The organism is Streptomyces sp. R33, assembly GCF_041200175.1.
Taxonomy (GTDB): Bacteria; Actinomycetota; Actinomycetes; order Streptomycetales; family Streptomycetaceae; genus Streptomyces; species Streptomyces katrae_B.
In genome coordinates this window covers 7,945,113-7,970,191 of sequence record NZ_CP165727.1, presented here as the reverse complement: position 1 = coordinate 7,970,191, position 25,079 = coordinate 7,945,113, and the positions used below count along the sequence as shown (strand labels likewise).

Annotated in this window: 28 protein-coding genes and 1 pseudogene; 12 read left to right on the top strand and 17 right to left on the bottom strand. The window is 71.1% G+C overall.

The window, feature by feature from the left end; genetic code table 11:
- Window positions 1–61 precede the first annotated feature (61 nt).
- Window positions 62–616: a superoxide dismutase family protein gene (locus tag AB5J51_RS36570; RefSeq protein ID WP_136223564.1), complete on the top strand. Its 555-nt coding sequence runs from the start codon at window positions 62–64 to the stop codon at window positions 614–616.
- Between the two features lie 29 nt (window positions 617–645).
- Here the strand turns inward: AB5J51_RS36570 and AB5J51_RS36565 are convergent, their stop codons facing one another.
- The 3 genes from AB5J51_RS36565 to AB5J51_RS36555 form a co-directional block, all read right to left on the bottom strand.
- A complete protein-coding gene (locus AB5J51_RS36565) occupies window positions 646–1,839 on the bottom strand; it encodes a M20 family metallopeptidase (protein ID WP_369779686.1) in 1,194 nt (397 codons plus the stop codon).
- A gap of 15 nt (window positions 1,840–1,854) precedes the next feature.
- Window positions 1,855–2,055, bottom strand: coding sequence for a DUF5988 family protein (locus tag AB5J51_RS36560; RefSeq protein WP_053790501.1), 201 nt, complete (start codon window positions 2,053–2,055; stop codon window positions 1,855–1,857).
- 81 nt (window positions 2,056–2,136) lie between these two features.
- Window positions 2,137–2,847, bottom strand: a complete 711-nt coding sequence (locus AB5J51_RS36555; RefSeq protein WP_369779685.1) for a TetR/AcrR family transcriptional regulator — start codon at window positions 2,845–2,847, stop codon at window positions 2,137–2,139.
- Between the two features lie 165 nt (window positions 2,848–3,012).
- On the opposite strand from AB5J51_RS36555, the gene AB5J51_RS36550 reads away from it, so the two are divergent.
- Complete coding sequence (locus AB5J51_RS36550) at window positions 3,013–4,239, top strand: saccharopine dehydrogenase family protein (protein ID WP_369779684.1); 1,227 nt, start codon at window positions 3,013–3,015, stop codon at window positions 4,237–4,239.
- Window positions 4,240–4,328: 89 nt separating this feature from the next.
- Here AB5J51_RS36550 and sigJ read toward each other — a convergent pair whose 3' ends face one another.
- Complete coding sequence (gene sigJ / locus AB5J51_RS36545; protein ID WP_369779683.1) at window positions 4,329–5,291, bottom strand: RNA polymerase sigma factor SigJ; 963 nt, start codon at window positions 5,289–5,291, stop codon at window positions 4,329–4,331.
- Between the two features lie 180 nt (window positions 5,292–5,471).
- On the opposite strand from sigJ, the gene AB5J51_RS36540 reads away from it, so the two are divergent.
- From AB5J51_RS36540 to AB5J51_RS36530, 3 genes and pseudogenes are all read left to right on the top strand, one after another.
- Window positions 5,472–5,867: a hypothetical protein gene (locus tag AB5J51_RS36540; protein WP_369780373.1), complete on the top strand. Its 396-nt coding sequence runs from the start codon at window positions 5,472–5,474 to the stop codon at window positions 5,865–5,867.
- A pseudogene (locus tag AB5J51_RS36535) lies at window positions 5,864–6,928 on the top strand (phytase). Before AB5J51_RS36540 ends, AB5J51_RS36535 begins: the two are co-directional and overlap by 4 nt.
- A gap of 263 nt (window positions 6,929–7,191) precedes the next feature.
- A complete protein-coding gene (locus AB5J51_RS36530) occupies window positions 7,192–7,728 on the top strand; it encodes an NUDIX hydrolase family protein (RefSeq protein WP_030299777.1) in 537 nt (178 codons plus the stop codon).
- Between the two features lie 65 nt (window positions 7,729–7,793).
- On the opposite strand, the gene AB5J51_RS36525 is transcribed toward AB5J51_RS36530, so the two are convergent.
- From AB5J51_RS36525 to AB5J51_RS36515, 3 genes are all read right to left on the bottom strand, one after another.
- Window positions 7,794–8,030, bottom strand: a complete 237-nt coding sequence (locus AB5J51_RS36525; protein ID WP_053790506.1) for a hypothetical protein — start codon at window positions 8,028–8,030, stop codon at window positions 7,794–7,796.
- A 178-nt stretch (window positions 8,031–8,208) separates the two neighbouring features.
- A complete protein-coding gene (locus AB5J51_RS36520; RefSeq protein WP_240805204.1) occupies window positions 8,209–8,985 on the bottom strand; it encodes a response regulator transcription factor in 777 nt (258 codons plus the stop codon).
- Window positions 8,973–10,214, bottom strand: coding sequence for a sensor histidine kinase (locus AB5J51_RS36515; RefSeq protein WP_369779682.1), 1,242 nt, complete (start codon window positions 10,212–10,214; stop codon window positions 8,973–8,975). The genes AB5J51_RS36520 and AB5J51_RS36515 overlap by 13 nt, the downstream gene beginning before the upstream one ends.
- A gap of 176 nt (window positions 10,215–10,390) precedes the next feature.
- Between AB5J51_RS36515 and AB5J51_RS36510 the strand changes: the two genes are divergently transcribed.
- Both AB5J51_RS36510 and AB5J51_RS36505 read left to right on the top strand, forming a co-directional pair.
- A complete protein-coding gene (locus AB5J51_RS36510) occupies window positions 10,391–11,563 on the top strand; it encodes a serine hydrolase domain-containing protein (RefSeq protein WP_369779681.1) in 1,173 nt (390 codons plus the stop codon).
- Between the two features lie 299 nt (window positions 11,564–11,862).
- A complete protein-coding gene (locus tag AB5J51_RS36505) occupies window positions 11,863–12,294 on the top strand; it encodes an SSI family serine proteinase inhibitor (protein ID WP_234382877.1) in 432 nt (143 codons plus the stop codon).
- Between the two features lie 22 nt (window positions 12,295–12,316).
- Here the strand turns inward: AB5J51_RS36505 and AB5J51_RS36500 are convergent, their stop codons facing one another.
- On the bottom strand, window positions 12,317–12,784 hold the full coding sequence (locus AB5J51_RS36500) for a DUF3887 domain-containing protein (protein WP_168724194.1): 468 nt from the start codon (window positions 12,782–12,784) through the stop codon (window positions 12,317–12,319).
- 410 nt (window positions 12,785–13,194) lie between these two features.
- On the opposite strand from AB5J51_RS36500, the gene AB5J51_RS36495 reads away from it, so the two are divergent.
- Complete coding sequence (locus tag AB5J51_RS36495) at window positions 13,195–13,533, top strand: hypothetical protein (RefSeq protein ID WP_053790511.1); 339 nt, start codon at window positions 13,195–13,197, stop codon at window positions 13,531–13,533.
- Window positions 13,534–13,614: 81 nt separating this feature from the next.
- Here the strand turns inward: AB5J51_RS36495 and AB5J51_RS36490 are convergent, their stop codons facing one another.
- Genes AB5J51_RS36490 through AB5J51_RS36480 form a run of 3 tightly spaced genes read right to left on the bottom strand, consistent with a single transcriptional unit; the run spans window position 13,615 to window position 14,965 of the window.
- The gene (locus AB5J51_RS36490) at window positions 13,615–14,127 is read right to left on the bottom strand and encodes an SRPBCC domain-containing protein (RefSeq protein ID WP_369779680.1); all 513 of its coding nucleotides are present in this window, start codon (window positions 14,125–14,127) and stop codon (window positions 13,615–13,617) included.
- The gene (locus AB5J51_RS36485) at window positions 14,124–14,588 is read right to left on the bottom strand and encodes an ArsR/SmtB family transcription factor (protein ID WP_369779679.1); all 465 of its coding nucleotides are present in this window, start codon (window positions 14,586–14,588) and stop codon (window positions 14,124–14,126) included. Before AB5J51_RS36485 ends, AB5J51_RS36490 begins: the two co-directional genes overlap by 4 nt.
- Window positions 14,589–14,590: 2 nt before the next feature.
- The gene (locus AB5J51_RS36480; RefSeq protein ID WP_369779678.1) at window positions 14,591–14,965 is read right to left on the bottom strand and encodes a VOC family protein; all 375 of its coding nucleotides are present in this window, start codon (window positions 14,963–14,965) and stop codon (window positions 14,591–14,593) included.
- 354 nt (window positions 14,966–15,319) lie between these two features.
- Here AB5J51_RS36480 and AB5J51_RS36475 point away from each other — a divergent pair, with 354 nt between their 5' ends.
- Both AB5J51_RS36475 and AB5J51_RS36470 read left to right on the top strand, forming a co-directional pair.
- Window positions 15,320–16,555, top strand: coding sequence for a tryptophan 2,3-dioxygenase family protein (locus AB5J51_RS36475; RefSeq protein WP_369779677.1), 1,236 nt, complete (start codon window positions 15,320–15,322; stop codon window positions 16,553–16,555).
- Between the two features lie 96 nt (window positions 16,556–16,651).
- On the top strand, window positions 16,652–17,818 hold the full coding sequence (locus AB5J51_RS36470; protein ID WP_369779676.1) for a hypothetical protein: 1,167 nt from the start codon (window positions 16,652–16,654) through the stop codon (window positions 17,816–17,818).
- 47 nt (window positions 17,819–17,865) lie between these two features.
- On the opposite strand, the gene AB5J51_RS36465 is transcribed toward AB5J51_RS36470, so the two are convergent.
- From AB5J51_RS36465 to AB5J51_RS36455, 3 genes are all read right to left on the bottom strand, one after another.
- Window positions 17,866–18,135, bottom strand: coding sequence for a hypothetical protein (locus AB5J51_RS36465; RefSeq protein ID WP_053790517.1), 270 nt, complete (start codon window positions 18,133–18,135; stop codon window positions 17,866–17,868).
- 226 nt (window positions 18,136–18,361) lie between these two features.
- Complete coding sequence (locus tag AB5J51_RS36460) at window positions 18,362–18,895, bottom strand: GNAT family N-acetyltransferase (RefSeq protein ID WP_136223536.1); 534 nt, start codon at window positions 18,893–18,895, stop codon at window positions 18,362–18,364.
- 53 nt (window positions 18,896–18,948) lie between these two features.
- Window positions 18,949–19,887, bottom strand: coding sequence for an amidohydrolase family protein (locus AB5J51_RS36455; protein WP_369779675.1), 939 nt, complete (start codon window positions 19,885–19,887; stop codon window positions 18,949–18,951).
- A gap of 417 nt (window positions 19,888–20,304) precedes the next feature.
- Between AB5J51_RS36455 and AB5J51_RS36450 the strand changes: the two genes are divergently transcribed.
- A complete protein-coding gene (locus tag AB5J51_RS36450; protein WP_053785229.1) occupies window positions 20,305–20,724 on the top strand; it encodes a hypothetical protein in 420 nt (139 codons plus the stop codon).
- A 113-nt stretch (window positions 20,725–20,837) separates the two neighbouring features.
- Here the strand turns inward: AB5J51_RS36450 and AB5J51_RS36445 are convergent, their stop codons facing one another.
- Together AB5J51_RS36445 and AB5J51_RS36440 are read right to left on the bottom strand one after the other, a co-directional pair.
- Window positions 20,838–21,653 (bottom strand): class I SAM-dependent methyltransferase, encoded by an 816-nt coding sequence (locus AB5J51_RS36445; protein WP_136223534.1) that lies wholly within the window; start codon window positions 21,651–21,653, stop codon window positions 20,838–20,840.
- Window positions 21,654–21,721: 68 nt separating this feature from the next.
- Entirely contained in the window at window positions 21,722–22,330 is a 609-nt protein-coding gene (locus tag AB5J51_RS36440; protein ID WP_053785227.1) for a DJ-1/PfpI family protein, read from the bottom strand.
- Between the two features lie 221 nt (window positions 22,331–22,551).
- Between AB5J51_RS36440 and AB5J51_RS36435 the strand changes: the two genes are divergently transcribed.
- Window positions 22,552–24,378, top strand: a complete 1,827-nt coding sequence (locus tag AB5J51_RS36435; RefSeq protein ID WP_136223530.1) for an ABC transporter ATP-binding protein — start codon at window positions 22,552–22,554, stop codon at window positions 24,376–24,378.
- A gap of 90 nt (window positions 24,379–24,468) precedes the next feature.
- Here AB5J51_RS36435 and AB5J51_RS36430 read toward each other — a convergent pair whose 3' ends face one another.
- Window positions 24,469–24,903 (bottom strand): VOC family protein, encoded by a 435-nt coding sequence (locus tag AB5J51_RS36430; RefSeq protein ID WP_369779674.1) that lies wholly within the window; start codon window positions 24,901–24,903, stop codon window positions 24,469–24,471.
- Window positions 24,904–25,079 lie beyond the last annotated feature (176 nt).

Here is a 25,079-nt window from a genome sequence, read left to right as displayed (position 1 = left end):
GGAACGCGGGCGATGGATGGGGGGAGCCCCAGCGAGAACCCGTGGTGAAGAGGAGCGGAAGATGTCCTTGCTCGTTTCAGCGCTCACGGCCTCCCTGGCTGTCGTCCTGCCCCTGGGCATGGTCGCCGGCCAGGACGTGACGGTGGAGGAGTCGTTCCGGGCAGCAGACGGCCGGCCCACGCACCAGGCGGTCACCTTCGACACCAAAGCGGTGCCGGCCGGCAGCAAGGTCACTGTCACCGAGCGGGTCGAGGGCGACGGCACCCACGTGGAGCTGCGGCTCCACGGCGTGGCGGCGAACCGGACGTTCGGCGCCCACGTACACCAGAAGCCCTGCGGCAGCAAGCCCAACGACTCCGGGCCGCACTACCAGAACACCGTGGACCCCAAGCAGCCCTCGACGAACCCCGCGTACGCCAATCCCCGCAACGAGACGTGGCTCGACATCACCACCAACGGCCAGGGCGACGGCTCCTCGGCGTCCACCACAACTTGGCGGTACCGCGGCGGTCAGGCCCGCTCCGTGGTGATCCACGAGCACGCCACCCACACGGACCCCGGTACGGCGGGCACGGCCGGGGCGCGGCTCGCCTGCATCAATGTGCCCTTCGAGTAGGAAGCTTCGAGCAGGAGGCACGGGCACGGTCAGCCCGCGAGGTACCGCAGCGCCACGGCCGTATGGAGGGCCATACCGGTGGCCATGGCGTTCTCGTCGAACACGACGCGGTTGGAATGGCAGTCCGGGGCGCCGTCGGCCGGGATCGCGGGTGGGCGGGCTCCGAGCAGGGCCATGGCCCCCGGGACGCGTTCGAGGACGTAGGAGAAGTCTTCGGAGGCCATGACGGGGTCGGTCAAGTGCCGCACCGGGCCGGTGCCCATGAGGTCGGTCGCGGCCTCGCGGACCGTGCTGGTGAAGGCCGGGTCGTTGTGCACAGGGGGGTAGCCCCGGGCCGGACCGATGTCCGCTGCGGCACCGTGCGCAGCGGCTACGTGACGAGCCACCCGCTCGATCACGGCGCGCATCCGCAGACCTGACCCGGACGTCAACGTGCGGCAGGTGCCGTACAGTTCCGCGGTCTCGGGGATGATGTTGGTGGTCGTGCCGGCCTGGATGCGGGTGATGGTGACCACCGCCGGGTCGAAGACGTTGACCGTGCGCGTCACGGCCGTCTGGAGGGCTTGGACGATTTCGCACGCGACGGGGACCGGGTCGAGGGCGAGGTGCGGTGCCGAGGCGTGTCCGCCGCGGCCTCGTACGGTGATCTGGATCAGGTCGGACGCGGCGAACATCGGGCCCGGCCGCAGGTGCACGGTGCCGGTCTCGAAGCGGGTCATCACGTGGAGCGCGAACGCCGCGTCCACGCCGCGGCCGTCCTGGGTGTCCAGGACGCCTTCCTCGATCATGTACGGGGCGCCGCCACCCCGTTCCTCAGCGGGCTGGAACATGAACACCACGTGCCCGCGGATCTGCCCGCGGCGGGCGCAGAGGAGGCGGGCGGCGCCGATGAGCATGGCGGTGTGCAGGTCGTGGCCGCAGGCGTGCATCGCGCTGGGGATCCGGGAGGCGTAGTCCAGGCCGGTGGACTCCTGTTGGGGCAGGGCGTCCATGTCGGCGCGCAGCAGAATGGTCCGGCCGGGTTGCGCGCCGTCGAGGGTGGCGACCACCGAGCTGAGCCGCTCCCCCGCGGTGATGCGCAGGGGCAGGCTCGTCAGTGCCTCGAGGACGGTCTGTTGGGTGAGCGGCAGGTGCAGGCCGAGTTCCGGTTCCCGGTGGAGGGTGCGGCGCACGTCGATGATGCCGGGCAGCAGCCGGTGCGCCTCTTCGAGCAACGTGTCCATGCCGGTCGCGGGGGGCTACTCGGCGATTTCCGTGCGCTCCCACCACTCGTAGACGGGGAGCCGGCCTTCCGGGCCGTCATGGAACCGCGACGTGGTTTTGAAGTGTTCGTATCCGCCGCGATGCGCGATCTTCAGGTCCTCGCCCGGCGCGCTGACCGGTACGACCCGCTCCGGCAGGTCTTCCGGCCCGCCCTCGAGTACCGCCTTTGTCGTCATGGGTCCAGTCTCGCCAGCGGCCAAACGCCGCGCACCTCGACGCGCCGCCCGGGGGCCGCGGCGCCGAGTCGTGCCGGGTCCTCAGCGGGTTCGCAGCGTCCGGAGCCTGGCCTCTGCGCTTGCGAGGAGCATGTCCAGGGCGACCGGGTAGGCGCTGTGGTTCATCCGGGCGGCGAGCAGCCGCCGGGTGGCCGCGATGTGCGGGTACTGCTCGGCCGGCAGCTGGGCGTACGTGGATTCCCACTGCTGCTCGTCGGAGGTCCGGGAGCTTTCGGTCAGGGCGAGGGCGCCGGCGTCGAGGGCCGCGAACGCCAGGCTCTGGTCGATGAAGGCGTGGTAGATCAGGACCGCCTCCGGATCGGGAAAGCCGGCGGTGCGCAGGATGCCGAGGACGGCCTCGTCGGCGGCGATCTCGCGGGGGCGGCCCGTCACGCGGCCGGCGGTCAGTACGGCGGCCTGCGGGTGGGCGAGGTAGGCGCCGTGGATGCGCAGACCGAGTTCCCGCAGGTCACGGCGCCACTCCCCGGCGGCTTCCCAGCCGTCGAGGGCCCGGCCGATCAGCTCCTCGCCGATGGCGAGCGTGAGGCCGTCCATGCCGTCGAAGTACCGGTAGAGGGTGCTGGGGTCGGCGCCGAGGGCGGCGCCCAGCCGGCGGGCGGACAGCCCGGCGCTGCCGTGTTCGCGCAGCATGCGCAGGGCGGTGTCGACGATCAGCCGTTCGGACAGGACGGTGCCCTGCCGGGTGGGACGTCGCCGCCTGCGGGCGTCCTCGGGGACCACCTGTTTCGCCATCGAGCGCCTTCCTCTGCCGCGGACGTACGGTCGCTGCCGGACCGGCGGCCGTACGGGGGCCTCATGCCCTTATGCCAACACCATTGACCTTATCTTGCCGGCCCGGCTTTCATCCCTCCCATGAGGCGCGGAGCTGCGCGAACCTCACCGAGAGAGGGTTTCGTCATGCGTGTTCTGCTTGTGGGCGCCGGTGGCGTCGGTACCGCGATCACCCGGATCGCGGCCCGCAGGGACTTCTTCGACCACTTCGTGGTGGCCGACTACGACCTCGCCCGCGCCGAGGCGGCCGTGGCGGCGGTCGGCGCAGGCGCCGGCCGGTTCGTCGCGCGCCGCATCGACGCCTCCGACGAGGCGGCGGTGGCCGCGCTCCTCGCCGAGGAGCGGTGCGACGTACTCCTGAACGCCACCGATCCGCGGTTCGTGATGCCGCTGTTCGAGGCGGCCCTCGCGGCGGACAGCCACTACGTGGACATGGCGATGTCGCTGTCCCGGCCGCACCCCGGCCGGCCGTATGCGGAGTGCGGCGTCAAGCTCGGCGACGAGCAGTTCGCGCGGGCCGAGGCGTGGGAGAAGTCGGGCCGTCTGGCGCTGGTCGGCATGGGCGTGGAACCCGGTCTGTCGGACGTCTTCGCCCGGTACGCGGCCGACGAGCTGTTCGACGAGATCGAGGAGATCGGCATCCGCGACGGGGCGAACCTGACCGTCGAGGGCTACGACTTCGCCCCGTCGTTCAACATCTGGACGACGATCGAGGAGTGCCTGAACCCGCCGGTGGTCTACGAGCGGGACCGCGGCTGGTTCACCACCGAACCGTTCAGCGAGCCGGAGGTGTTCGACTTCCCCGAGGGCATCGGCGCGGTCGAATGCGTCAACGTCGAACACGAGGAGGTGCTGCTGGTCCCGCGCCGGGTGGAAGCGCGGCGGGTCACCTTCAAGTACGGACTGGGCGAGGACTTCATCGCCAAGTTGAAGACCCTGCACGCGCTGGGCCTGGACTCGACCGAACCGGTCACGGTGCGCGGCGCGGACGGCGCCCCGGCGCGGGTCTCCCCGCGCGACGTGGTCGCCGCGTGCCTGCCCGACCCGGCCACGCTGGGCGAGCGCATGGCCGGCAAGACCTGCGCGGGCACGTGGGTGAAGGGCACCAAGGACGGCAGGCCGCGCGAGGTGTACCTGTACCACGTGGTGGACAACCAGTGGTCGATGCGCGAGTACGGTTCCCAGGCCGTGGTGTGGCAGACCGCGGTCAACCCGGTCGTGGCGCTCGAACTCATGGCGAGCGGGGTGTGGAAGGGCGCCGGCGTGCTCGGCCCGGAGGCTCTTCCGCCGCGCCCGTTCCTGGACCTGCTGACCGCGTACGGCTCCCCGTGGGGAGTCCGGGAGCAGGGTTGAGCCGGACATTTCGTGACCGTGAGCGCCCGTGAGCGCCCGTGCGGGCTCCGGGCGGCCGTAGGCAAGTGCAAGTTCCCGTGGGACCGGACCTACGCGCCGCGGGGGCCCCGGCTCCCCGTCCACGGCCGGAGTTTTTCCGGGTTGCGGACCGCCCAGATACGAGTGACGCGGCCGTCGGTGAGGTCGAACGCCGCCACGGTGACGGTGACGCCGGTGTGCTGGGCCACGAGGCCGGGCCGGCCGTTGACCGTCCGCTCCAGCAGCGTCAGCCCGGGGGCCTTGGCGGCGATGTGGATCAGGTACTCGGCGATGCGCTCGCTGCCCTCGACCGGGCGCAGGGCGGTGCCGACCAGTCCGCCGCCGTCGGCGATCATCGTGGCATCGGGGTCGAGGAGGTCGACGAGGGCCTCGATGTCCTTCGCCTCCCACGCCTCTTTGAAATTCCGCACGAGAGCGGCCTGTTCACCCGTCGCGGCCGCCGGAGCCCGCTCGGCGCGAATACGTCGCCGGGCCGAGGATGCCAGCTGCCGGCAGGCCGCCGGCGTCCGGCCGACGATCTCGGCGACCTCCGCGAAGGGGTACCGGAAGACGTCGTGCAGGATGAAAGCGACGCGTTCGGCCGGCGTCATCGACTCCAGTACGACGAGGAAGGCCATGCTCACCGACTCGTCCAGGGTGACCCGGTCGGCCGGGTCGGCCGGCTCGGTCCCGCTGCCGCCGACCGGCCTGCCGTGCCACTCCGTACGGTCGGGCAGCGGCTCGGGTATCCACGCGCCGACGTAGCGCTCGCGTCGTGCCCGGGCCGAGCCGAGCTGGTCCAGGCAGATGCGGGTGGCCACCGTCGTCAGCCATGCGCCGGGCGCCTCGATGGCCTCCTGCCGTTCGCGTGACATCGCGTACCAGCGCGTGTAGGTCTCCTGTACGGCGTCCTCGGCCTCGCTCAGCGAACCGAGCAGCCGGTAGGCGAGGTTGATCAGATGCCGCCGCTCGCCGACGAGCGCGCTCAGGTTCGGCTCGGACGGGTCGTGCCCCGATTCGGACGGGTTGCTCATGGCGTGGAACGCTCCCTGGTTCTTCGGTTCTTCTCGTCCGTTTCCGCTGTCGCCACTTCGACGAAACAGCGCACCGGATGGTGAGGTCGGGGGCTCGGCCTCACATTTCGCGGGCCCACGTCGTCGGACCGGCGAGACATTACCGATCCATCGCCGCAAGGCAGAAGAGGGGACCGACTCATGGCCGCAACGACGACGGCGCACCACCGCAGACTCACGTTCGTGCAGGTCGCGATCGCCCTGCAGACCTTGGCCATCTTCTTCCAGGCCGTCACCGCCGGACTGCTGCTGGCCTCGTCCCACGGCGAGGTGCTGCACGGCGTCGGCGCGCGCGTGATGTACGGCGCCTCGATGGTGTACGTACTCGCCACGGTCCTGGCCTGGCGGCCGGGCGGCGGCTCTCCCCGCCCCATCCTGTACTCGTCGGGCTTCCTCGTACTCGCTTCGGTGCAGGTGGTGTTGGGCATCGCGCACATATCGTCGGTCCATGTGCCCCTCGGGGTCCTGATGTTCGGGCTGAGCGTGCTGGCGCTGGGCCGGGGACACGTCGCACGCGGGACGGCGCCGGCGCGCTGACCGCAGCGCTCGCCGTCCTCGCCGGCCTCCCCGCGGCCGCCCCCGCTGCGGCACAGGGCCGCAAGAGCGGCCCGCTGCCCGCCGTCACCCCGGTGGCGGAGACCGCCACGCTGTTCGACGACGAGGAGCGCGGCAACGCGAACGCCGACGACCCCGCCATCTGGCGCAACAGCGCCGACCCCGACCGCAGCCTGGTCGTCGCCACCGCCAAGGAGGGCGGGCTGCGGGTGTACGACCTCGGCGCGCGTGAGGTTCAGGCGCTGCCCGCGCCGAGCGGTCCGGGGCCGAAGGACTCGCCGGGCCGGTTCAACAACGTCGACCTGGTCCACCAGATGCGCCTGTCCGGCAGCCGGGCGGATCTCGCCGTCGTCACCGACCGCGGCAACGACCGGCTCCGGTTCTACCGCATCGACCGCGACCGCCCCGGCGGTCCGCTGACCGACGTCACCGCGCCGACCGTTCCCGCGGTCTTCTCCGCCTCGCAGGAGGAGATCAACGACCAGCGCACCGCGTAAGGTCTGGCGACCTGGACGGACCGGTCCACCGGCCGTTCCTACGCCGGCCAGGAGGACGTCGGCATCGGGCGGATGCGGGCCGATCTGACCTCGGCGCCGGTGCTGGTGGACCAGGTCCGCGAGTACGGTGTCCCGGCCACGTACGACGAGGAGACCGAGGAGTGCACGCCCGGCACCGACCCGGGCTTCGGCGGCCGCCGCCTGTCCGCGGACGTGGAGGGGCTGACCATCGTCGACGAAGGCGACGGTGAGGGCTCCCTCATGGCGTCGAGCCAGGGCGACAACACGTTCGCCTTCTACGACCGCGAGCGCAAGGACGGCCACGAGTACGAGGGCGGCGTACGCATCACCGCGCGCTCGCGGGACCTCGACGGCTCGGAGGAGTGCGACGGGGCCGCGGCCCTGAACCAGCCCCTCGGCCGTGCCTTCCCCCGGGGCCTCCTGGTGGTCCAGGACGGCCACGACGCCCCCGAGGACGGCCCGCGCACCGCCACGGGCTTCAAGTTCGTGGACCTGGGCAAGGTGCTGGACGCCCTGGACGACTGACCGCGGGGCGGGCCCGTCACCGGGCCCGCCCGGCGTTCGTCGACACCATTGCCGACCCGGCGGAGCCGGTCGTCCTTCGCCCTGAGAAGATCCGGACGTGCCAAGTGAAACTGCCGAAGAGCTCCTTGCCGGAGTGCGCGGGCTGACCCCCGAACGCACGCAGCGGACACGCGAGATCGGGGAACTCCACCCGGCCCGAAACTCCCGTATCCGAACCGGCCCGCATTCCTGCGAGCACCCCACCCGGAAAGTATGCTCAAACAATGTCTGACACGACCGAGACCACGCCCGGCTGGCTGACCACCGACGAGCTGGAAACGGCCCGGGCCCGGATGCCGATTCTGTACGTGGAGGCCGTGCCCGTACGCGTGGACGACAGCGGCGAGGTCACCAGCATCGGACTGCTGCTGCGCATCGGTCCGGACGGAACGGTCAGCCGGACCCTGGTGTCCGGCCGGGTCCTGCACCACGAGCGGGTCCGTGACGCGCTGCTGCGCCACCTGGAGAAGGACCTCGGGCCGGTGGCCCTGCCCCGCGTTCCCGCCTCCCTCCAGCCGTTCACGGTCGCGGAGTACTTCCCCACAGCGGGCGTCACCTCGTACCACGACCCGCGCCAGCACGCGGTGTCCTTGGCCTACATCGTGCCGGTGAGCGGTGACTGCCGCCCGCGTCAGGACGCGCTCGACCTGGTCTGGTTCAGTCCTCAGGAGGCTGCCTCCCAAGCCGTGCAGAGCGAAATGCCCGGCGGGCAGGGGGTACTGCTGAAGCAGGCACTCGCGCACGTGGGACATACGTACTGAGCGCGCACGGGTCGCGGGCAAGCCGGACCGGCCGGACCGGCCGGACCGGCCCGCGTTGCGGGCGGCTAGTGCGCGGTCCAGGTGAACTTGCCTCCCCCTACCCACCGCACCACGTCCAGGTCGTCGAGGTCGTGGATCACGATCCCCTCCTCCGCGGCGAGCAACAGCACGTCCGTCATCGACATCGCCCTGCCGATGACCTCTCCGTCGACCTCCACGATGCGAAAGGGCGGGGTGCCGGGTTGAACGCCCAGTACGGTGATCCGCGCCGGCGAGATGTGAGGTGTCGAGCCTTCGGTCATGCGGAGACGGTTCCATGCCGGGAGCGGTGAGGGGCGCGGCGACACGTTCGGAGGGGCCGATCGGTCGCCCTTACGGCGCCGAACGGCGCGCCTCGGCGGTGGGTGGTGGCGGGAGAGCACGAGCCCCCCGGCTGCGGTGGGCAGCAGGTGGACCGGACTCGGTCGAGCTCAGGTCGTGTCAGCCGGTGAACCCCGGCACCACCAGACCCGACTCGTACGCGATCACCACCGCGTGGGTCCGATTCTGTGCGCCCAGCTTGGTGAGTACGTTCCCGACGTGCGTCTTCACCGTCTCCAGGCTCACCGTCAGCGACTCCGCGATCTCCGGGTTGGACAGGCCGGTGGCCATCAACCGCAGCACCCCCTCCTCCCGCCCCGTCAGCGCAGCCTTGGGCAACGCCTTCGAGGAGTGAAGCGGGCGGGCTGCGACCATGCGGCGCAGTGCCGTCGGGAAGAGGATCGCCTCCCCCGCGGCCACTACCCGAACCGCTTCCGTGATCTGACGGACCGGAAGCCGCTTGAGCACAAAGCCGCTGGCTCCGGCGCTGAGTGCGGCGGTGACGTAGTCGTCGTTCTCGAAGGTGGTGATCACCACGACCTTCGGCGGTTCATCCGACTCGGCCAGCAGCCGCCGGGTGGCCTCGATCCCGTTGCAACGCGGCATCCGCACATCCATCAGGACCACGTCCGGCCGCAGCCGCCGCGCCTGTTCGACCGCCTCGACGCCGTCGGCGGCCTCACCGACCACCGCGATCCCCGGCTGTGCCGCGAGCAGCGTGCGCAGACCGCTGCGGGTGACCTCGTCGTCGTCCGCGATCAGGAGCGTGACGGGCGGGCCGGTGGGGCTGAGGGCGCCGGTGTCGGTGCTGGCGGCAGCCCCCGTCACGACGGCGGCGCTCGCGTCCGGGCCGGGCGTGGCGGCTGCACGTGCGTCAGAGCCGATCATGCCGACCACCGTACCGGCAGCCGGACCGCCAACCGCCAGAGCTGCGGACCGTCCGGGCCGGCGTCCATCTCGCCCTGCAGCAGCCGTACGCGCTCGGCCAGCCCGGGCAAACCGTGCCCCGACGTCGGGAAGGCACCCGGGCGCGGGCCCGCGCCGGCCTCCGTCCGGTTGACGACACTGAGTTCCAGTCCGTCCTCGGCGGCCGCCACCCGGACCCCGATCGGCCCGCCCGCTCCGTGCCGCAACGCGTTGGTCAAGCCCTCCTGCAGTATCCGGTACGCCGCCCGGGAGAGGGTCCCCTGCACCTGTGCCAACGCGCCCGAAAGTTCGGGCTCCACCTCCGCGCCCGCGTGCCGCAACCGGTCGAGCAGCTCGGGCAGGTCGGCCAAGGTGCGGGTCGGCGCTGTCTGCGCCTTCTCCTCGCGCAGTACGCCCAGGACGTAGTCCAGGTCCTCCAGCGCGGCCCGGGCCGACTCCTCGATGCTGCGCAGGGCGGCCCGCGCCGCCACCGGGTCGGCGGAGAGCACCTCACCCGCCACCGCGGCCTGGATCGTGGTGGCCGTCAGCGTATGTCCTATGGAGTCGTGCAACTCGTGCGCGAGTCGGTTACGTTCGGCCAGCTGCAGCTCCCTCTCCGCCGCCAGCGCGAGCCGCTCGGCCGATGACGGTCCCAGCAGCCTGGGCGCCAACCACCGGAGGGCGTTCGTCACCACCGCGCACACGGCCGCCGCCAGGAGCAGGCACCCGAGCGCCACCACCCAGCTCTGCCAGCCGCCCTCCACCCGCACCGACCGGCCGAACAGACTCAGCCTCACATCGGCGCCGAGCCAACCCCCCGGGAGGAGCAGGCCCGAAAGCAACAGCACGCCGCTCACCAGGGCCCCGGTCCACCCCAGTACGACGTGCAGCAGCAGCCAGAGAGGAGTCCGCCAGCGGTCAGCGCCGGAGTGTGCGGGCCGACGTGCGGCGACGGGATCCGGCAGCGGCACGCTCAACAGTCGGCGGGCGGAGGCGATCAGCGCCCGCCGTGTGATGCGGGCCAGCCCGACGACGCCGATGAGTGCCGCCCAGACCAGCAGGACCAGAACGGTCTGCAACGCCTCCGGAGCGGATCGCCACGCAAGCAGCGGCAGCAGGGCGAAGGGCAGGAGCGGAAGGCTCGCCACCGCGCCGCAGTAGGCGAACAGCATGCCCGAGTACGTGGAGCCGCGCAGCAGCGGCCGGATGCCCTTGATCATAGTGAGCCAGTATGGGCGGGCAGCTCACCGGCGACCTCCCCCGATCGGGGGAGTACGTTCTCCCGCTTTCCCGTGATGTGCGTCCGACGCCCCGGAAGTCACCATCGTGCCCCGAGCAGTTGACCGGAGGACGCCTCGGCTTCCCAACGGTTTCACGAAGCCACAGGAGTTGAGCCATGTCTGAGCAGGTAAAAGCGCAGATGTTTCGGTCTTCCGCACGCCAGCAGAGCGGGCGGCGCGGAGCCTTGTCGGCAGCGGCCGCGGTGACCGTCGGCGTCATGACCCTGGGCGCCCTGGCGCCGCCCGCCGCGTTCGCCGGCGGCCGCCCGGACACCGTCCAGCAGGGCCTGAGCGCCCTGGTGCGCGCCGACGGCCTGCCCGCCGCATTGGCGAGCGTCACGGACCGTGAGGGCCGTGGCCGTACCTACACCGCAGGGGTGGGGGACCTGGCCACCGGGTCGAAGGTGCCTGACGACGGCCAGGTGAGGATCGGCAGCAGCACCAAGGTGTTCACCGCGGTGGTCGTGCTGCAACTGGTCGGTGAAGGGAAGATCGGCCTGGACGCCACGGTAGACAGCTACCTGCCGGGCCTCGTACGCGGGGAGGGGTTCGACGGGCGCCACATCACCGTCCGTCAGCTCCTGCAGCACACCAGCGGACTTCCCGATTACGAAGCACTCGTCGACGACGACATCCGTCAGCACCGGTACCTCGACCCCCGCGACCTCCTGGACATCGCTTTCCGACGCAAGGCCGACTTCGCCCCCGGGACGAGCTGGGGGTACAGCAACACGAACTACGTGCTGGCCGGCCTGATCGTCCAGAAGGTCACCGGCCGCCCCCTCGCCGAGGAGATGGACAAGCGCGTCATCCAACGCATCGGGCTGCGCCACACCTACTTCCCCGCCCCGGGTGACATGGCCATCCGCGAGCCCCATCCCCGGGGCTACCACCAGGATTCAGCGGGCGCGCCTCTGCGCGACGTGACGGAGATGGACCCTTCCGTGGGCTGGGCGGCGGGCCAGTTGATCTCCACCAACTCCGACGTCAACCGGTTCCTCACCGCACTCCTGGCCGGCCGCCTCCTCCCGGCGGCCCAGCTCGCCGAGATGCGCACCACCGTCCTCATCGGGGACACCGGCGCCGGCTACGGACTGGGGCTCATGAGCAGGCCGTTGTCGTGCGGCGGTGTCTACTGGGGCCACGGCGGCGACATCACGGGATACGAGACCCGGGGCGGCGTCACCGACGACGGCCGCGCCGCCAGCGTCGCGATAACCATCGTCCCGCCGGACTCCGCAACCACGAAGCATGTCGAGAGCCTCGTGGACACGGCCCTGTGCCGCTGAAGCCGCGGAACGACAGTATCCGGTCAGCCTGGATGGCCGTTCGATGAACCGCGAGCGGCCGTCGGCAGGTCAACGGCCTGCCATCGGTACGCGTCGCCCGCTATCACCCTCCGTCCGCACCCGGTTGCGAAGGGCCACGCCCCACCTGAGCAGCCAGAACGACCATTCGGTCGCCTGCGTTCGAACAAGGTGTCCGTAAATCGGTCACCGATGTGCGCAGGGCCTTCACACCGGAGAGACTCGGCAGCGTCAAGTCGACACACCGCAGCCAAATGCTGCATCCATCCTTCGAATTGAAAGTGAGTACTGTCGTGCGCTACCGCACCGCTGCTGTCTCCGCCGCCGCCCTCCTCTCCCTGACCGGCGCCACCGGCATCGCCGAGGCACAGCCCGCGAGCCTGTACGCCCCGTCCGCCGTGGTCCTCGCCGTCGCCAAGGGCGAGGACGCGGCCACCGTCGTACGGGCGTCCGCCCTCAGCTGCGCACCGACCGCTCAGGGCACGCATCCCGACCCCAAGGCCGCCTGTTCCGCCCTCGCCGCCACCGCCGGCAGCCTCGACACGCTCCTGGCTGCCCCGGACTCGAACCGCGCCTGTCCGATGCACTACGACCCCGTCACCGTCAGCGCGGACGGCGTCTGGAAGGGCAGCCGCATCTCGTGGAAGCACACGTTCTCCAACGCGTGCACGATGTCCGCGACCTTCAACGGGAACGCCGTCTTCGCGTTCTGACCGGTGGATCCGAACGGGGGCCTCAAGACTGCCGGATGGTCGGCGAGATCGGCACTCCCGGCTCGAGCAGCCACAGACCTGCGACGCTCCCGTCCTTGTGGAACGACACGCGGAACTCCCCGGGCTCGTGTTCCATCCGCAGCGGCACACCGACCACGGTGTACTCGCCGACTGTGACGTCCTTGGGATCCCCGTGTGATCGGTAGCGCCCGAACGTGTCCTGGTAGGTCTTCCAGGCCCCCGCGAGGGCGTCCGTGGTCAGTACCTTGCGCAGCGCCGGATCGAAGCGGGCCGTGGCCGCGGCGGCATTGCCGCTCACGATGTCGTCGAGCATCTGGGTCGCGGTCCGGTCGTACGGGGTCCGAGCAGCCGGGGATGCTGCCGCGGTCGGGCCCGCGACCGTCGCTGTGGCGGCCCACGTCTGCATCGCGGCCGACGCGGAACCACTGGCCGGCAGCAGCACGCAGGCGGCCAGCGTGGCAGTGGCCACTGCATGAACGAGTGGCCGCTTGCCGCTGCTGAGCGTTGTGACGTTGTGCGGCATCAGCACCACGACCCTCTCCGCTCGGCGGATCCGGACACGTCCATCGTGCGCCCCTCGCTCACCCCGCGCATGCCAGGGCCCGTCATCCGGACGGGCTCAGGCCGCTTGGGGGCGTTCCGACCCCGTTGCGGCATCCGGGCCGGGGCGCGGGCCCGACGGATCCACGGGCCTGCCCGCGGAGCGCCCGCCGCAGGCTGCACCACCCGGCACCACAGCTGCCGACGTGCGTCAAGCCCCGCGTATCAGGGGCATGACCGGTCGCGGGTGTGCGGGGCCCAATGGATACACGGAGCCCGCCGCGGGCTCTGCCCGGGGGCCCCGCCCCCGAGGCCCCCTCGCACCACAAGGAGCACCTCATGATCCGCACGACCCTGACCACACGTCTCGCCCTCCTCGGCGCCTCCACCGCCCTCGCCGCAGGTGGCGCGCTGCTGCCCTCCAGCGCCTTCGCCGCACCGGCGGCACCGCAGGTCGCCGCCGTTCAGACGGCGCCCGCCCATCAGACGCACCATTCCGGCAACACGACGACGGTCAGCGAAACGAAGACCGTCGAGCGCACGCTGCCCGACGGCCGGGTCAGGGTCACCACGACCACGACGGTCACCAAGACGACCAAGCGCCACGGCAAGGTGGTCAAGAAGACCATCACGACGACCGTGTCCAAGAAGTTCCTCCCGGCGCCGCAAGGCAACTGAGGCAGCCACACGGAGAGATGGAATGGCCCGCAATTCCCCTACGGGATTGCGGGCCATTCGTGACTGCGGGGAGCGACGGCGCTATCCGCCGGTGCCGGCGTCCGCGAGACCGCGGGGATCGTCGGGTCCGTCGGGTCCGTCGAGGCGGTCGAGGAACGCGGCCAGGGAGCGCATGATTCCGCCGCGCCAGCCGTTGCCCATGAGGGTACGGGCGCGCTGCTGAAGGGGGTGGTCGGGGTCGAAGCCCTCGTGGTCGAGGAGGAGGCGGGTGCCGCGGCCTTCGGGGTGCAGGGTCCAGGTGATGGTCCAGTCGACGTCGATGCCCTGGTCGGGGTCGGCGTCCTGCCAGCCGATACGGAGCATCCGGCCCGGCTCGAAGGCCAGCACCTCGGCGGCGATGGTCCCGGAGAAGCCGGTGGCCGGCATCGGGATCGCCTGCATGGTGTAGCGGTGGCCGACCTCCAGGCGGAAGTCACCCGGCATGAACCAGCGGGCCAGCAGCTCCGGCTCCGTCAGGGCGCGCCACACCTTCGCGGGCGGGTGCGGCAGGAACTGATCGACGTGGACCGCGGTCAGGTCCTCGCGTCGGGTCATGGGACGTACTCGTTTCCGTCGGGCGTGGCGGGCTGGGCGGACGGGACGGATGGGTCAGGCGGGACGGGTGCGGCGACCGTGCCGGGCGCCGCACCGGGTGCGGCCGGCTCGTCCGGCATCTCGTCCAGGAGGCCGGCCAGGGCGGTGAGTTTCTCGCGCCAGAACCTCTCGTAGGGGTGCAGCCACTCCTGGACCTCCAGCAGCGGCTCCGCCCGGAGACGGTAGATCCGCTGGCGGCCCGCCTTCGTCTCGGCGACCAGCCCGCTCTCGCGGAGGACACGCAGCTGCTCGGAGAAGCTCGGGCGTGCCATGTCGAAGTGCGCGGCCAGCTCGGCGACCGGCTGCGGGCCCTGTTCGCGCAACAGTCTGAGGACCTCGCGGCGTATCGGACTGGCGAGGGCCGCGAACACCCGGCTCTCCGCCCCTTGCGCCGTCTCGGCCGCGGCGCCCCCGCCCGCCACGCTCAGAACCCTGCCGGCACGGGTGCGGCGAGGACCCAGGTGTTGCCGTCCGGGTCGGCGAACTTGGCCTGGCGCCCCCAGGGGTAGTCCACGGGGCCGTCGACCTCGACGCCTGCCTGGGCGAGTTCGGCACAGTCGGCGTCCAGGTCGGTGCTCTCCAGCAGGGTCGCGGCCAGGTTCCCCGGGGTGAAGCCCATCTCGGCGGTCGCGAGGACGAAGCTCGTCTGGGCGTCCTTCGGGGCGACCTGGAGCCATCGGACGGGCCCCACCGCACGGTCGGAAACGACCTCGAACCCGAGGGTGTCGACGTAGAAGGCCTGTGCCCGGTCCTGGTCGGAGACGGGCACGGTCACGAAACGGGTGTGGGAGATGTTCATGCACTCCACTATAGGTAGGAGATATCCTACCTATCAAGTCGATCATCCGGGGAGTCCGTGCCGGCCCGCGCCCTGAGCGGCCGCATCTGTCAAGCCACGAATATTCGAGCGAAGACGTACGGCCCTTCGATCAGGCCTAGTGGGACCAGGGCCCCGCTCGGGATGCGTGAGGCTCACCGCCGGACAGACAACGGTTCGCGCCTCTCACGGCAGCCGTGATCCAAGGAAGGGATGAGTCACATGACTTCTGACTGCCGAACGCGATGCATGAGGGCCATGTCCCAGGGTGCCTGCCCCGGAGCAGATGCCGAGAAGATCCCCGGATTTCCGGGTCGCGGAACCTGTACTTCACGCGTGGCCGGCTTCCGGGAGGTCAGCCGCTGGGCGACCGGTGACGGCCTGACACCTGAACTCGACGGGATCTCCCTGGCGCGGGCCGTCACGGAACAGGCGCGGCGCAGAGGAAAGCATTTCCTGCGGACGAAGACTCTTGTCCAACTGAGCGAGATTCGCAGCCGGAACACTTCGGGCCGTCCGTTCCTCGAGGCGTTTCTCCACTGCATGCTGGACAAGCACGAGGGCCGCTTCTGGAACCGGAGTTATCTCGCGCTGCCCCTCCTCGAGCTCCTGCTGGACGAACGGCACTCCGCACTGGGCCCTGACCGGCTGGCCACGCTCCTCATCTCCGACGTCATTCGGTTCGAGATCGAAGCAGCCGCCACGTCACCCGGGGAGCCGGGCCGGGGCCGGCCGGATCCGGCGACGCTGCGGAAGCGGCTGCACCACGCCCTGCGGTTCGTGGGAGACCAACTCGGCGCGACGGATGCCGAGGACGTGCCGCCCCGGCCGGGCCAGGGGCCCGAGTCCCGGATGGAAGACCTCCTCCCCCACCTGCCGCGGCCCCCGGCGACGGACGCGGGCCGCTGGTTCGACGTATCCGTCCAGCCGGTGTACGTGCTCCACGACGAATACTTCTTCATCCGCGCCCTTCAGACTCATGAAATGGTCTTCACCACGATCTCGGCCGACACGCAGGCAGCCGTCAGGGAATTGCGTGACGGGCACCTCGAAGCCGCTGTCGAGCGAGTGGATCACGCGACTGCGATGTTCGAGCGTGCCGCAGCGCTGTTCCGGATCGTCGCCACGATGCGGGCAGAGCAGTTCTTCGCATTCCGGCAGTTCACCCAAGGTGCCAGCGCCATCCAATCCGAGCAGTACAAGCGGTTCGAGATGGGTTGCGGCGCGCCGACCGCATCACGCCTGCAGTCGGATGCCTTCACGAATGTGCCGGCTGTGCGTGCCGAGGCCGAAGAGGCCGGCCATGACAGTCTCGCTCGGGCCTGTCTCGACATCCGCGGCGAGGGCGGATTCAGCCAGGCGCAATGGACCGTTCTCGACGCGGCACTCGGCCGGCTGGAAAGCAGGCACCAGCGCTGGAAGGCCACCCATCGCAGGCTCGCCATGCGCATGCTCGGAGACGCCCACGGATCGGGTTACACCAGCGGCGTTCCCTACCTCACCGAATGCCTGGACAACCGCCTGTTCTGGCAGCTCGGGGACGTCGGCGCGACAGCCTCCGCCACCGACTGACGGTCGGGCACATGGGGTGGGGAAGCGGCTGCCGGGCCTCTGACGAGGTGGGATACGTTGTGGCTCCATTCGGGGGACGATCTACGGAGCTTGTACATGACGCAGAACACAGGGTGGGGCGGCCACGAAGGCGGCTGGGGCGGCACCCCACAGTGGGGCGGCTGGGCGCCGCCCGCACCGCAGCCGGGCGTGATCCCGCTGCGGCCGTTGGCCCTCGGGGAGATACTCGGCGGATCGTTCTCGACCATCCGCCGCCACTGGAAGCAGCTGGCCGGCGTCATGCTGGCCGTTCAGGCCATCGTCCTGCCGGTCATGGCCCTCGCGACGGGCATCGCCGTCGCCGCGGTGTACCAGCACATCGAGCCCGTCTTCGATCCGCCCTTCGGGACGCAGCCCACGGCCGAGCACGTCGTGCCGGTGCTCGTCGCCGGCGGCACGCTGTTCGTGCTGCTGCTGCTCACGGGCGGGCTGGGCGTGGCGGTCCTCACCGCGGTCTGTCCGGCGGTCCTCAAGGAGGCGGTCATGGGCCGCCCCACCACCTTCCGCGCGATGTGGCGCGCCGCCCTCCGGCGCACGCCCGCGGTGGCCGGCACGATGCTGCTCACCCTCCTGATCGCCGGCTCTCCGCTGCTCGCCGTCATGGCGGTGTGGCTGCCGCTGATGTTCTCCGCGGCCTCCGGGGACGTCTCCCCGGCGATGCTCGCCCTCCTGCCGGTGTTCCTGCTGGTCGCCGTCCCCGTGATGGTGTGGCTCAGCACCCGGTTCGCCCTGGCCCCGGCCGTCGTGGTCCTGGAGGGCGCCCGCCCGGTCACTGCGCTGCGCCGCTCGGCCAAGTTGGTCCGGGGCGAGTGGTGGCGGATCTTCGGCATCACCATGCTCGGCGGGCTGATTGCCGCGGCGGTCTCGTATCTGATCCAGTTGCCCTTCAACATCATCGGCATGTTCGGGGTGATTCCCGCCGTGGCGGACCAGCCCGAGGGGAGCGGCCCGACGTCCGGCATGATCACCGCCTTGGTGGTCGCCTTCGTCGCCATGCTCCTCGGCGGCGCCGTCAGCCAGATGTTCCAGATCGGATTCACCCAGCTGGTGAGCGGCGTGCTGTACGTCGACCAGCGGATCCGCCGCGAGGGCCTGGCCGCCGCGATCCTCGCCGAGCTCGCGGCCAACGCACCGAACCCCGGCCCTGCGCCCACGGCACCGTCACCGGCACCGGCCTCGCCCCCGCCCTCGCCCTCGCAGCCCGAGGAGCCGACCGACACCTGAGGGGGCGCGTCTGCCCGGGGTGAGGGTCCGTCAGGGCCGGCGCCCGCTCAGGGAGCCACGCGGCAGGCCGTCACCGCGGTCCCGTTGGTCACACTGGCCTTGGTCAGGCCGGTCACGCACTGGTCGTGGTAGCCGGTCGACCCGACCGTGCACGCTGCGCGGATGGCGGCCGGGACCTCGCCGCCCTGCAGCTCCCGCTCGACCTGGTTGATGCAGGCCGAGACGTCCGCGTGGGCGGCGGGGGCCGTGAAGGCCGCGCCACCGAGTACCAGGGTCAGGCCGGTGAGGACACCTGCCATACGGGTTGACGTGCGCATGCGACGCACCTGCTCTCCGGGATCGTCGCGCGGCCCGGGATCTGCATGTGCCGGATCCGCGTGGGAACGGCGCCGAGCGCACGCGGCCGACGTGCCGCGAACAGCCCGGGCCCCGCACCGGACCGGCTCGGCAGGGCTTCCCCTCCTCGTTCGACGCTAGAGCAGCCCGCTGCCGTACGCACCCGCTGGGCGGGGCAGCGGAGCGTCGGCCTGCCCTGCCCGTCCATCACCTGAAGACCTCGAGGGTGCCTGCGCCCGGCTGTCGCACCATGTAGACGTCGACCGGGTCCTGGACTTCCACGGTGAAGCCGTGGCGCTCGTACAGCCGTCGGGCGGCGCTGCCCTGCAGGACGTTCAGGCGGACACGCACGTCGTCGGCGTCGGCCCGTTCCAGCAGTGTGCGCAGGACGGCCGATCCGAGGCCCCGGCCGTGCAGGGCCGGAGCCAGATAGAAGTGCTCCAGCCACTGCCCCTCCTCGGCCGGGCGTACGGTGACGCAGCCCGCGAAGGCACCGTCGGCGACGATGACCGACGTGTGCCGCGGGGAGAAGGAATCCCGCAGCCGCTGCCGGACCCGATGCTCGTCGAACCGTCCCAGTCGCTCCAGGTCCGGGCGCATCACCGTGGCCCGCAGCTCCGCGATCGCCTCGACATCCGACGGCTCTGCAGGCCGCAGCGTCCATTCCGTGGGACGGCCCGACTCGGCCTCCGCAGCCGTGTGGGCCGGTCGTATCCCGTCCGCCCTCGCACTCGTGTGCATGGCCGGAGTATCTCAACGGCCGCGGGATCGTTCCCTGCCGGGCCCCGGTGATCTCAGGCCCCGGCGAGTCGGGGGAGGAGGAGTTCGGCGTTGCCGCGGTTGATCGCGTGCAACTGTCCGTCCTCCCAGTGGGGGTACATGTCCAGCCCTGCGTCGAACTCGGTGGCCCATTCCTCCGGGAGCATGGGGAAGTCACTGCCGTACAGAACATGCCCGGGCGCCGCGAAGGCGATCAGTGAGGGCAGGGAGGCAGGGCCGGCCGAGATGGCGGTGTCGAAGTAGAAGCGCCGCAGGTCGTCCAGGAGGCCCTCGGGGGTGGCGTCGGGGTGGAGACGGGCGGCGACCGCGAAGCGGTGGGCGGCATAGGGCAGGAAGCCGCCCGCGTGGGGCAGGATCATCTTGATCCCGGGATACCGGCGCGGAACCCCGTGCACGGCCATGTGCAGGGCGGTGCGGGCGGTGTCGAACGGGAAGTCCACCAGGGGTGCGGGCAGACCCGGGACCATCGCGCCGAGCGGCGCGGTGGGGTGCACGAGGACGACGGCGGCACGCGCGTCCAGCTCCGCCCACAGCGGATCGAACTCCGGGTCGCCGAGGTAACGGCCGTTGGCGTTGGACAGCAACATCACACCGGCGGCGTGCAGTTCGTCCAGGGCATGAGCGACCTCGGCGAGCGCTCCGTCCACGTCGGGCAGGGGCAGGGCGGCGAAGTGACCGAAACGGTCGGGGCGGTCCTTGACCACCTCGGCGGTGTACTCGTTCACGCGCCTGGCCCCGGCGCGGGCTCCGGCGGGGTCGTCGGGGGCGGCGAGCGGTGCCGGGTAAGACAGGACGCCGGTGGCGATGGACCTGCGGTCCATCATGGCGATCGCGCCCGGCTTGTCCCACGCGGGTGCGGGCCAGCCGAGCGCCGCGGCGCGCTCGGCCATCCCGCGACTGCGGTCCGGGGGGATGAGGTGCTGGTGGACGTCGATGCGCGCGGGGTCCGTCATTCCTGCCCGTGCCTCCTCTGATGCGGGTGCCTGCCTCGGCGACAGCCTGTCCGTATGAGAAGGGGCAGCGGGTGCCCGACAGACCGGCCCCGCCCGGAACTCACCGGAACAGCCCAACCGCGGCGCTCAGCGGCTGGGGCGCGGGGGGCGGAATTCCCGCAGGTCAGGCCCCGCTCCCGGACCGAATCCGCCTCGCATGCACGTTCGACAGCAGGCTCTATCAAGATCGATGCGCCTCGTCAAGCCACGTATTCGAGTGGCGTGACGCCCGCTCCCCCACACGGTTTATTGGAAGTACGCCCCCACCGGGGAAACCCCGGAAAACAAAAGGCCGAAAAGAATCCCCGGCCCATTCCACAGGGCGATACACAAAACCCCTTATAAAACCCCTTATCCGTTGCCGAATGGAGCATTCCCATGTTCGAGCGTTTCCCGACCCGCCGCATCGTCCTGGCCGGAGCCTCCCTCGCCCTCCTCGGCGGCGGCATCGCCCTCCCCGCCACCGCCATGGCCGCACCCACCACCGCCCCCCAGACCATCACCCTCCCCCAGGACAGCGCCGACGGCATCGGCACCGGCGGCGACGCCAACGCCGAGAACACCACCGTCGGCGGCACCGCCACCGGCGGCAACGCCAACACCGGAGTCGGCACCTGCAAGGGCAAGTGCATCATCAACACCGGCAACGCCACCGGCGGCAACGCCAGCGCCGACGCCATCAACACCGGCGACGCCACCGCCGTAGGCGGCAACGGCACCGGCAACGGCGGCCAGGTCAACAAGCAGAACATCAAGAACCAGGTCAAGAAGGAACTCAAGGCCAAGCTCGGCAAGTGACAACCACCCACCCCCACACAGCAGACGCCGGAGAGGCCCACCGCCCCTCCGGCATCCGCACGCGCCACGAAAACCCACGGGGCGGCGGTCCGAACCGGCCGTCGCCCCACCGGTCAGGGCGCCGGGTGCGGGAGACCCGATCCGATCCCGCGCCGTACGCGGAGCAGGTCCGGCGGCAGCTCGCCCTCGAGGGCGAGGCCCGCGTCCGCGAGCTCCGCGCCGAGCGCCTGCCGCGGCAGCGGCCAGAGCAGGAACGACTCCTGCGCCCGGCGCAGGACCCGGCCGTGACGGCACACCAGGTAGGCGTAGTCGCAGCGGATCCGGTCGCCCTCGGCGCGGGCGGTGACCTGCCCCCGGTAGGTGTCCATGCCCAGCTGTACCTCGCCCAGGGAGCGCCTGGTCGGACGGACGGGCAGCCGGGCCGGCGGGCGGTCGAGGAAGAGCAGGCCGCCCGGAACCAGCAGATCGGCCAGTGCCCGCCACAGCGCGCGCCGCTCGTCCGGAGGCAGGCAGGAGGCCATCCGCAGGCAGACCGCCAGATCGGCCTGCCCGTTGAGCGACAGCTCGACGGCGGAACAGGAGTGCACGGTCACCCGGTCCCCTACGGAGCCCCCGGCGGGCGGGTGCAGCCGGGACAGCAGCACGGCGCGCATCGCCGCCGCCGGCTCGACGGCGTGGACCGGCACGCACGAAGCGCCGATCAGTACGTCGGTGACCAGCCCGGTCCCCGCTCCGACCTCGACGATCCCCAGGCGCGCCGCGGCCGCGGGCCCGGCGAGCGCCAGCGCGTGCCGGTGGTACGACCGGGCGTGCAGCAGATCGTAGAACTCGGCCGACACGGCGTACGCCTGCCCGCGGGCTCCGCTGTCCGGGCGGGCCTCCGGCAGTTCCGCGTACGCCGCCCGCCGCGTGTCCACCCGTCTGTCCATCGGGCCATCATCGCCGTACGAACGTCGTCCCACGACCCAGGATTCGGCCACCACAGGGGAGTTCGGCGTCAGCGCAGGACGGGCTCACCCGCCCGGACGGCGCTCATCACGCGCTCGACGGTCTCCTGCTGCTCACCCACCGGGGCCGCGTAGCCGATGGAGCCGCGCGCGGCGTCCTCGCCGAGCGTCCGGGTCATCACCCATGCGGCGAGGTACTGCGAAGCCAGGCAGCCGCCGGCCGTTGCGATGTTGCCCTCGGCGTGGAACGGAGCGTCCAGCACGGTGACGCCGAAGTCCTCGACGAACGGGCGGCTGGTCATGTCCGCGCAGACCGGCATGCCGCCCAGCAGCCCGAGCCGTGCGAGCACCAGTGCGCCGGAGCACTGGGAACCGATCAGCTGTCGGGCGGGGTCCAGGGGCAGCATGGCGAGCAGCCGGTCATCGGCGATCACGTCGCGGGTCTTCACCCCGCTCCCGATCAGGACGACGTCGGCCTCGGGGATGAACTCCATAGGGCGCTGCCCGCTCACCTCGACGCCGTTCATCGAGGTGACCACGGGCGTCGGTGTGGTGATGAACGCCTCCAGGCCGTCCTTGCGGCAGCGGTTGATCAGCGCGGAGGCGATGAAGCTGTCCAACTCGTTGAATCCGTCGAAGGTGACCACGGCTACCTGCATCGGAACTCCTTGGTTGCGGCGTCGGAGGTCCAGTGTTCCACCGGCCGCGCGCTCACCCCCGGGCCAATCGGCGCCAGGTGGCCTGCTGCTCCCGGGTCATGGCGCACGGTCCCGTGCCGCGGAGAAAGCCGGGCGTCACCCACACGGAAAAGGCTTGGACGGCGCAGACGCGCCCGCGGGACACTGCGAATTCCGTTCTGACACGAGATCACAGGGTTGCGATGGAATCGTCTGCATCACGAGCGGTACCGCCACGCAAGGGCCCCGTCGTCCTCGCACTTCGCCACTACGGACGGGAGTTGGTACGGCTGCGCCGGCTGACAGCGCCCGCCATGCTGATGCCGGCCCTGGGCAACATCGGCATCAACTACATCGCCCCGCTGGTCGTTGCGAAGCTCGTCGGCCGCATCGCCGATGACTCCACCGCCCCCGCCCTCGGCGCGATGCTCCCGTACGTCCTCGGGTTCGCAGGGGTCCTTCTGCTCTCCGAGGCGGCGTGGCGCGTCGGCCTGCACTGTCTGAACCGCCTCGACGCCCTGGGCATCGAGCGCCTGTACGTGATCGGCATGGACGAGCTGTTCGCGAAGGACGCCGCCTTCTTCCACGACAACTTCGCCGGATCACTGACCAAGCGGGTCCTGAGCTTCGCCTCCCGCTTCGAGGAGTTCGTCGACACACTGACCTTCTCGGTCGTGGGCCGGTTCGTACCGCTGCTGTTCGGGTCGGTGGTGCTCTGGCAGTACGAACCGCTGCTCGTCGTGGCGCTCCTGGTCATGATCACGGTGACGGGGGTGTGCGTACTGCCCCTCGTCCGGCGCCGCCAGGCGCTCGTCAACCGGCGGGAAGAGGCGATGGCCCGGGTGTCGGGGCACGTCTCCGACAGCCTGATGAACATGGACACGGTCCGCGCGTTCGCCGCGGAGGAGCGCGAGGCCGCCGAGCACCGGTCCCGGGTGGCGCACTCCCGGGGGCTCATGCTGCGGTCGTGGGACTACGGCAACCTGCGCATCGACACCCTCGTCGCGCCGATGTCCGTGGTGACGAACGCGCTGGGTCTGCTGCTCGCCGTCCTGATCGCCGGGGACGGGCACGGGGTGGAGGCGGTCGTGGTCGCCTTCACGTACTACTCCAACGCCACGCGGATCATGTTCGAGTTCAACCAGATCTACCGTCGCCTGGAGAGCTCGATGACGGAGGCCGCGCAGTTCACGGCACTGCTCCTGACATCGCCGACCGTACTCGACCCGCAGTCGCCGGAGCCGGCACCATCGCCGACCCGGGCCGCCGACGTGCGGTTCGAGAAGGTGACCTTCGCCCACCCGGGCGCGCGGCCGCTCTTCGAAGGGTTGGACCTGGCCGTGCCCGGCGGGGCCAAGTTCGGCCTCGTGGGCCGGTCCGGCGGCGGCAAGACCACCCTCACCCGGCTGCTGCTGCGGATGACGGACATCGACGGGGGCCGGATCCTGATCGGGGGCCAGGACATCAGCAGGCTGCGCCAACGCGACCTGCGCGGCCTGATGGCGTACGTGCCGCAGGACCCGGCGATGTTCCACCGCACCCTGCGGGAGAACATCGCGTTCGCCAGGCCCGGCGCCACCGAGGCCGAGATCCGCCGCGCGGCCGAGGCGGCGCACGTCACGGAGTTCGCCGATGCGCTGCCGGACGGCCTCGACACCATGGTCGGCGAGCGCGGCGTCAAGCTCTCCGGCGGGCAGCGCCAGCGGGTCGCGCTCGCCCGGGCGATCCTGCGCGACGCGCCGATCCTGCTGCTGGACGAGGCGACCAGCGCCCTGGACTCCGAGAGCGAGATCCTCGTCCAGGAGGCATTGTGGCGCCTCATGGAGGGGCGGACCGCCCTCGTGGTGGCGCACCGGCTGAGCACGGTGGCCCACATGGACCGGCTCGTCGTCCTCGACCACGGACGCATCGTCGAACAGGGCACGCACCAGGAACTGCTCGCCACCGAGGGCGCCTACGCAAGACTGTGGCAGCACCAGTCGGGCGGCTTCCTCGACGACAGCCCCACGCGCTCTTCCGACCTGCACTGATAGCGAATCCGGGGCAGCGGCCTGTGTGGCGAGGTCGCGGGCCGGGCCGCCCGGCTGGGGCGGGGCAGGCGTCGCGGCAGCGGAGGGTCGCTACGCGGAGCCGAAGTCCGGGATGGTCAGCGACCCGTCCTCGGCCAGGGGGAAGCCCGGGTTGTGGGCGATCTCCCACAGATGTCCGTCGGGGTCGGCGAAGCACCCCGCGTAGCCGCCGTAGGCCGTTGCCCCGGCGGGCTTGGTCACGGTGGCTCCGGCCTGCTGTGCAGCCGTGAGGAGCGCGTCCACGTCCTTCGGGGAGCGCAGGTTGTGGGCCAGGACGATGCCGCCGAAGCCCGTTCCGCGAGCACTGTCGAGGCCGGAGTCCAGTGCGAGCTTTTCGCGGCCCCACAGGACGAGCCCGAGGCCGCCCGCCTGGAAGAAGACGGTCTCTTCGGCCTCTTGCCCCCGCCAGCCCAGGCTCTCGTAGAAGGCCCGGGAGCGCCCGAGGTCGGCAACACCCAGGGTGATCAGACTGACGCGTTGTTCCATGATCGGAAGCTAGCACGCGCTCCGGCACGTTCGCAGGGTGCCGGACCCGCGCCGCCAGGCTTTTACCAAGATCGATTCTCGGCGTCAAGCCACGTATTCGAGTGGCGTGACGCACGTTCTCCCGTCGGGTTTATTTGAAGTACGCCCTCACCGGGGAAAACCCCGGAGGACAAAGG

What these genes read in the sequence shown, in the direction of transcription:
- AB5J51_RS36445 (WP_136223534.1), bottom strand. Translation starts at nt 21,653, where the DNA reads ATGGACAGACGGGTGGACACGCGGCGGGCGGCGTACGCGGAACTGCCG.
- AB5J51_RS36470 (WP_369779676.1), top strand. Translation starts at nt 16,652, where the DNA reads ATGACGCAGAACACAGGGTGGGGCGGCCACGAAGGCGGCTGGGGCGGC.
- AB5J51_RS36530 (WP_030299777.1), top strand. Translation starts at nt 7,192, where the DNA reads ATGTCTGACACGACCGAGACCACGCCCGGCTGGCTGACCACCGACGAG.
- AB5J51_RS36495 (WP_053790511.1), top strand. Translation starts at nt 13,195, where the DNA reads ATGATCCGCACGACCCTGACCACACGTCTCGCCCTCCTCGGCGCCTCC.
- AB5J51_RS36510 (WP_369779681.1), top strand. Translation starts at nt 10,391, where the DNA reads ATGTCTGAGCAGGTAAAAGCGCAGATGTTTCGGTCTTCCGCACGCCAG.
- AB5J51_RS36525 (WP_053790506.1), bottom strand. Translation starts at nt 8,030, where the DNA reads ATGACCGAAGGCTCGACACCTCACATCTCGCCGGCGCGGATCACCGTA.
- AB5J51_RS36435 (WP_136223530.1), top strand. Translation starts at nt 22,552, where the DNA reads ATGGAATCGTCTGCATCACGAGCGGTACCGCCACGCAAGGGCCCCGTC.
- AB5J51_RS36460 (WP_136223536.1), bottom strand. Translation starts at nt 18,895, where the DNA reads ATGCACACGAGTGCGAGGGCGGACGGGATACGACCGGCCCACACGGCT.
- AB5J51_RS36430 (WP_369779674.1), bottom strand. Translation starts at nt 24,903, where the DNA reads ATGGAACAACGCGTCAGTCTGATCACCCTGGGTGTTGCCGACCTCGGG.
- AB5J51_RS36555 (WP_369779685.1), bottom strand. Translation starts at nt 2,847, where the DNA reads ATGGCGAAACAGGTGGTCCCCGAGGACGCCCGCAGGCGGCGACGTCCC.
- AB5J51_RS36465 (WP_053790517.1), bottom strand. Translation starts at nt 18,135, where the DNA reads ATGCGCACGTCAACCCGTATGGCAGGTGTCCTCACCGGCCTGACCCTG.
- AB5J51_RS36490 (WP_369779680.1), bottom strand. Translation starts at nt 14,127, where the DNA reads ATGACCCGACGCGAGGACCTGACCGCGGTCCACGTCGATCAGTTCCTG.
- AB5J51_RS36450 (WP_053785229.1), top strand. Translation starts at nt 20,305, where the DNA reads ATGTTCGAGCGTTTCCCGACCCGCCGCATCGTCCTGGCCGGAGCCTCC.
- AB5J51_RS36565 (WP_369779686.1), bottom strand. Translation starts at nt 1,839, where the DNA reads ATGGACACGTTGCTCGAAGAGGCGCACCGGCTGCTGCCCGGCATCATC.
- AB5J51_RS36480 (WP_369779678.1), bottom strand. Translation starts at nt 14,965, where the DNA reads ATGAACATCTCCCACACCCGTTTCGTGACCGTGCCCGTCTCCGACCAG.
- AB5J51_RS36455 (WP_369779675.1), bottom strand. Translation starts at nt 19,887, where the DNA reads ATGACGGACCCCGCGCGCATCGACGTCCACCAGCACCTCATCCCCCCG.
- AB5J51_RS36550 (WP_369779684.1), top strand. Translation starts at nt 3,013, where the DNA reads ATGCGTGTTCTGCTTGTGGGCGCCGGTGGCGTCGGTACCGCGATCACC.
- AB5J51_RS36515 (WP_369779682.1), bottom strand. Translation starts at nt 10,214, where the DNA reads ATGATCAAGGGCATCCGGCCGCTGCTGCGCGGCTCCACGTACTCGGGC.
- AB5J51_RS36440 (WP_053785227.1), bottom strand. Translation starts at nt 22,330, where the DNA reads ATGCAGGTAGCCGTGGTCACCTTCGACGGATTCAACGAGTTGGACAGC.
- AB5J51_RS36570 (WP_136223564.1), top strand. Translation starts at nt 62, where the DNA reads ATGTCCTTGCTCGTTTCAGCGCTCACGGCCTCCCTGGCTGTCGTCCTG.
- sigJ (WP_369779683.1), bottom strand. Translation starts at nt 5,291, where the DNA reads ATGAGCAACCCGTCCGAATCGGGGCACGACCCGTCCGAGCCGAACCTG.
- AB5J51_RS36540 (WP_369780373.1), top strand. Translation starts at nt 5,472, where the DNA reads ATGGCCGCAACGACGACGGCGCACCACCGCAGACTCACGTTCGTGCAG.
- AB5J51_RS36560 (WP_053790501.1), bottom strand. Translation starts at nt 2,055, where the DNA reads ATGACGACAAAGGCGGTACTCGAGGGCGGGCCGGAAGACCTGCCGGAG.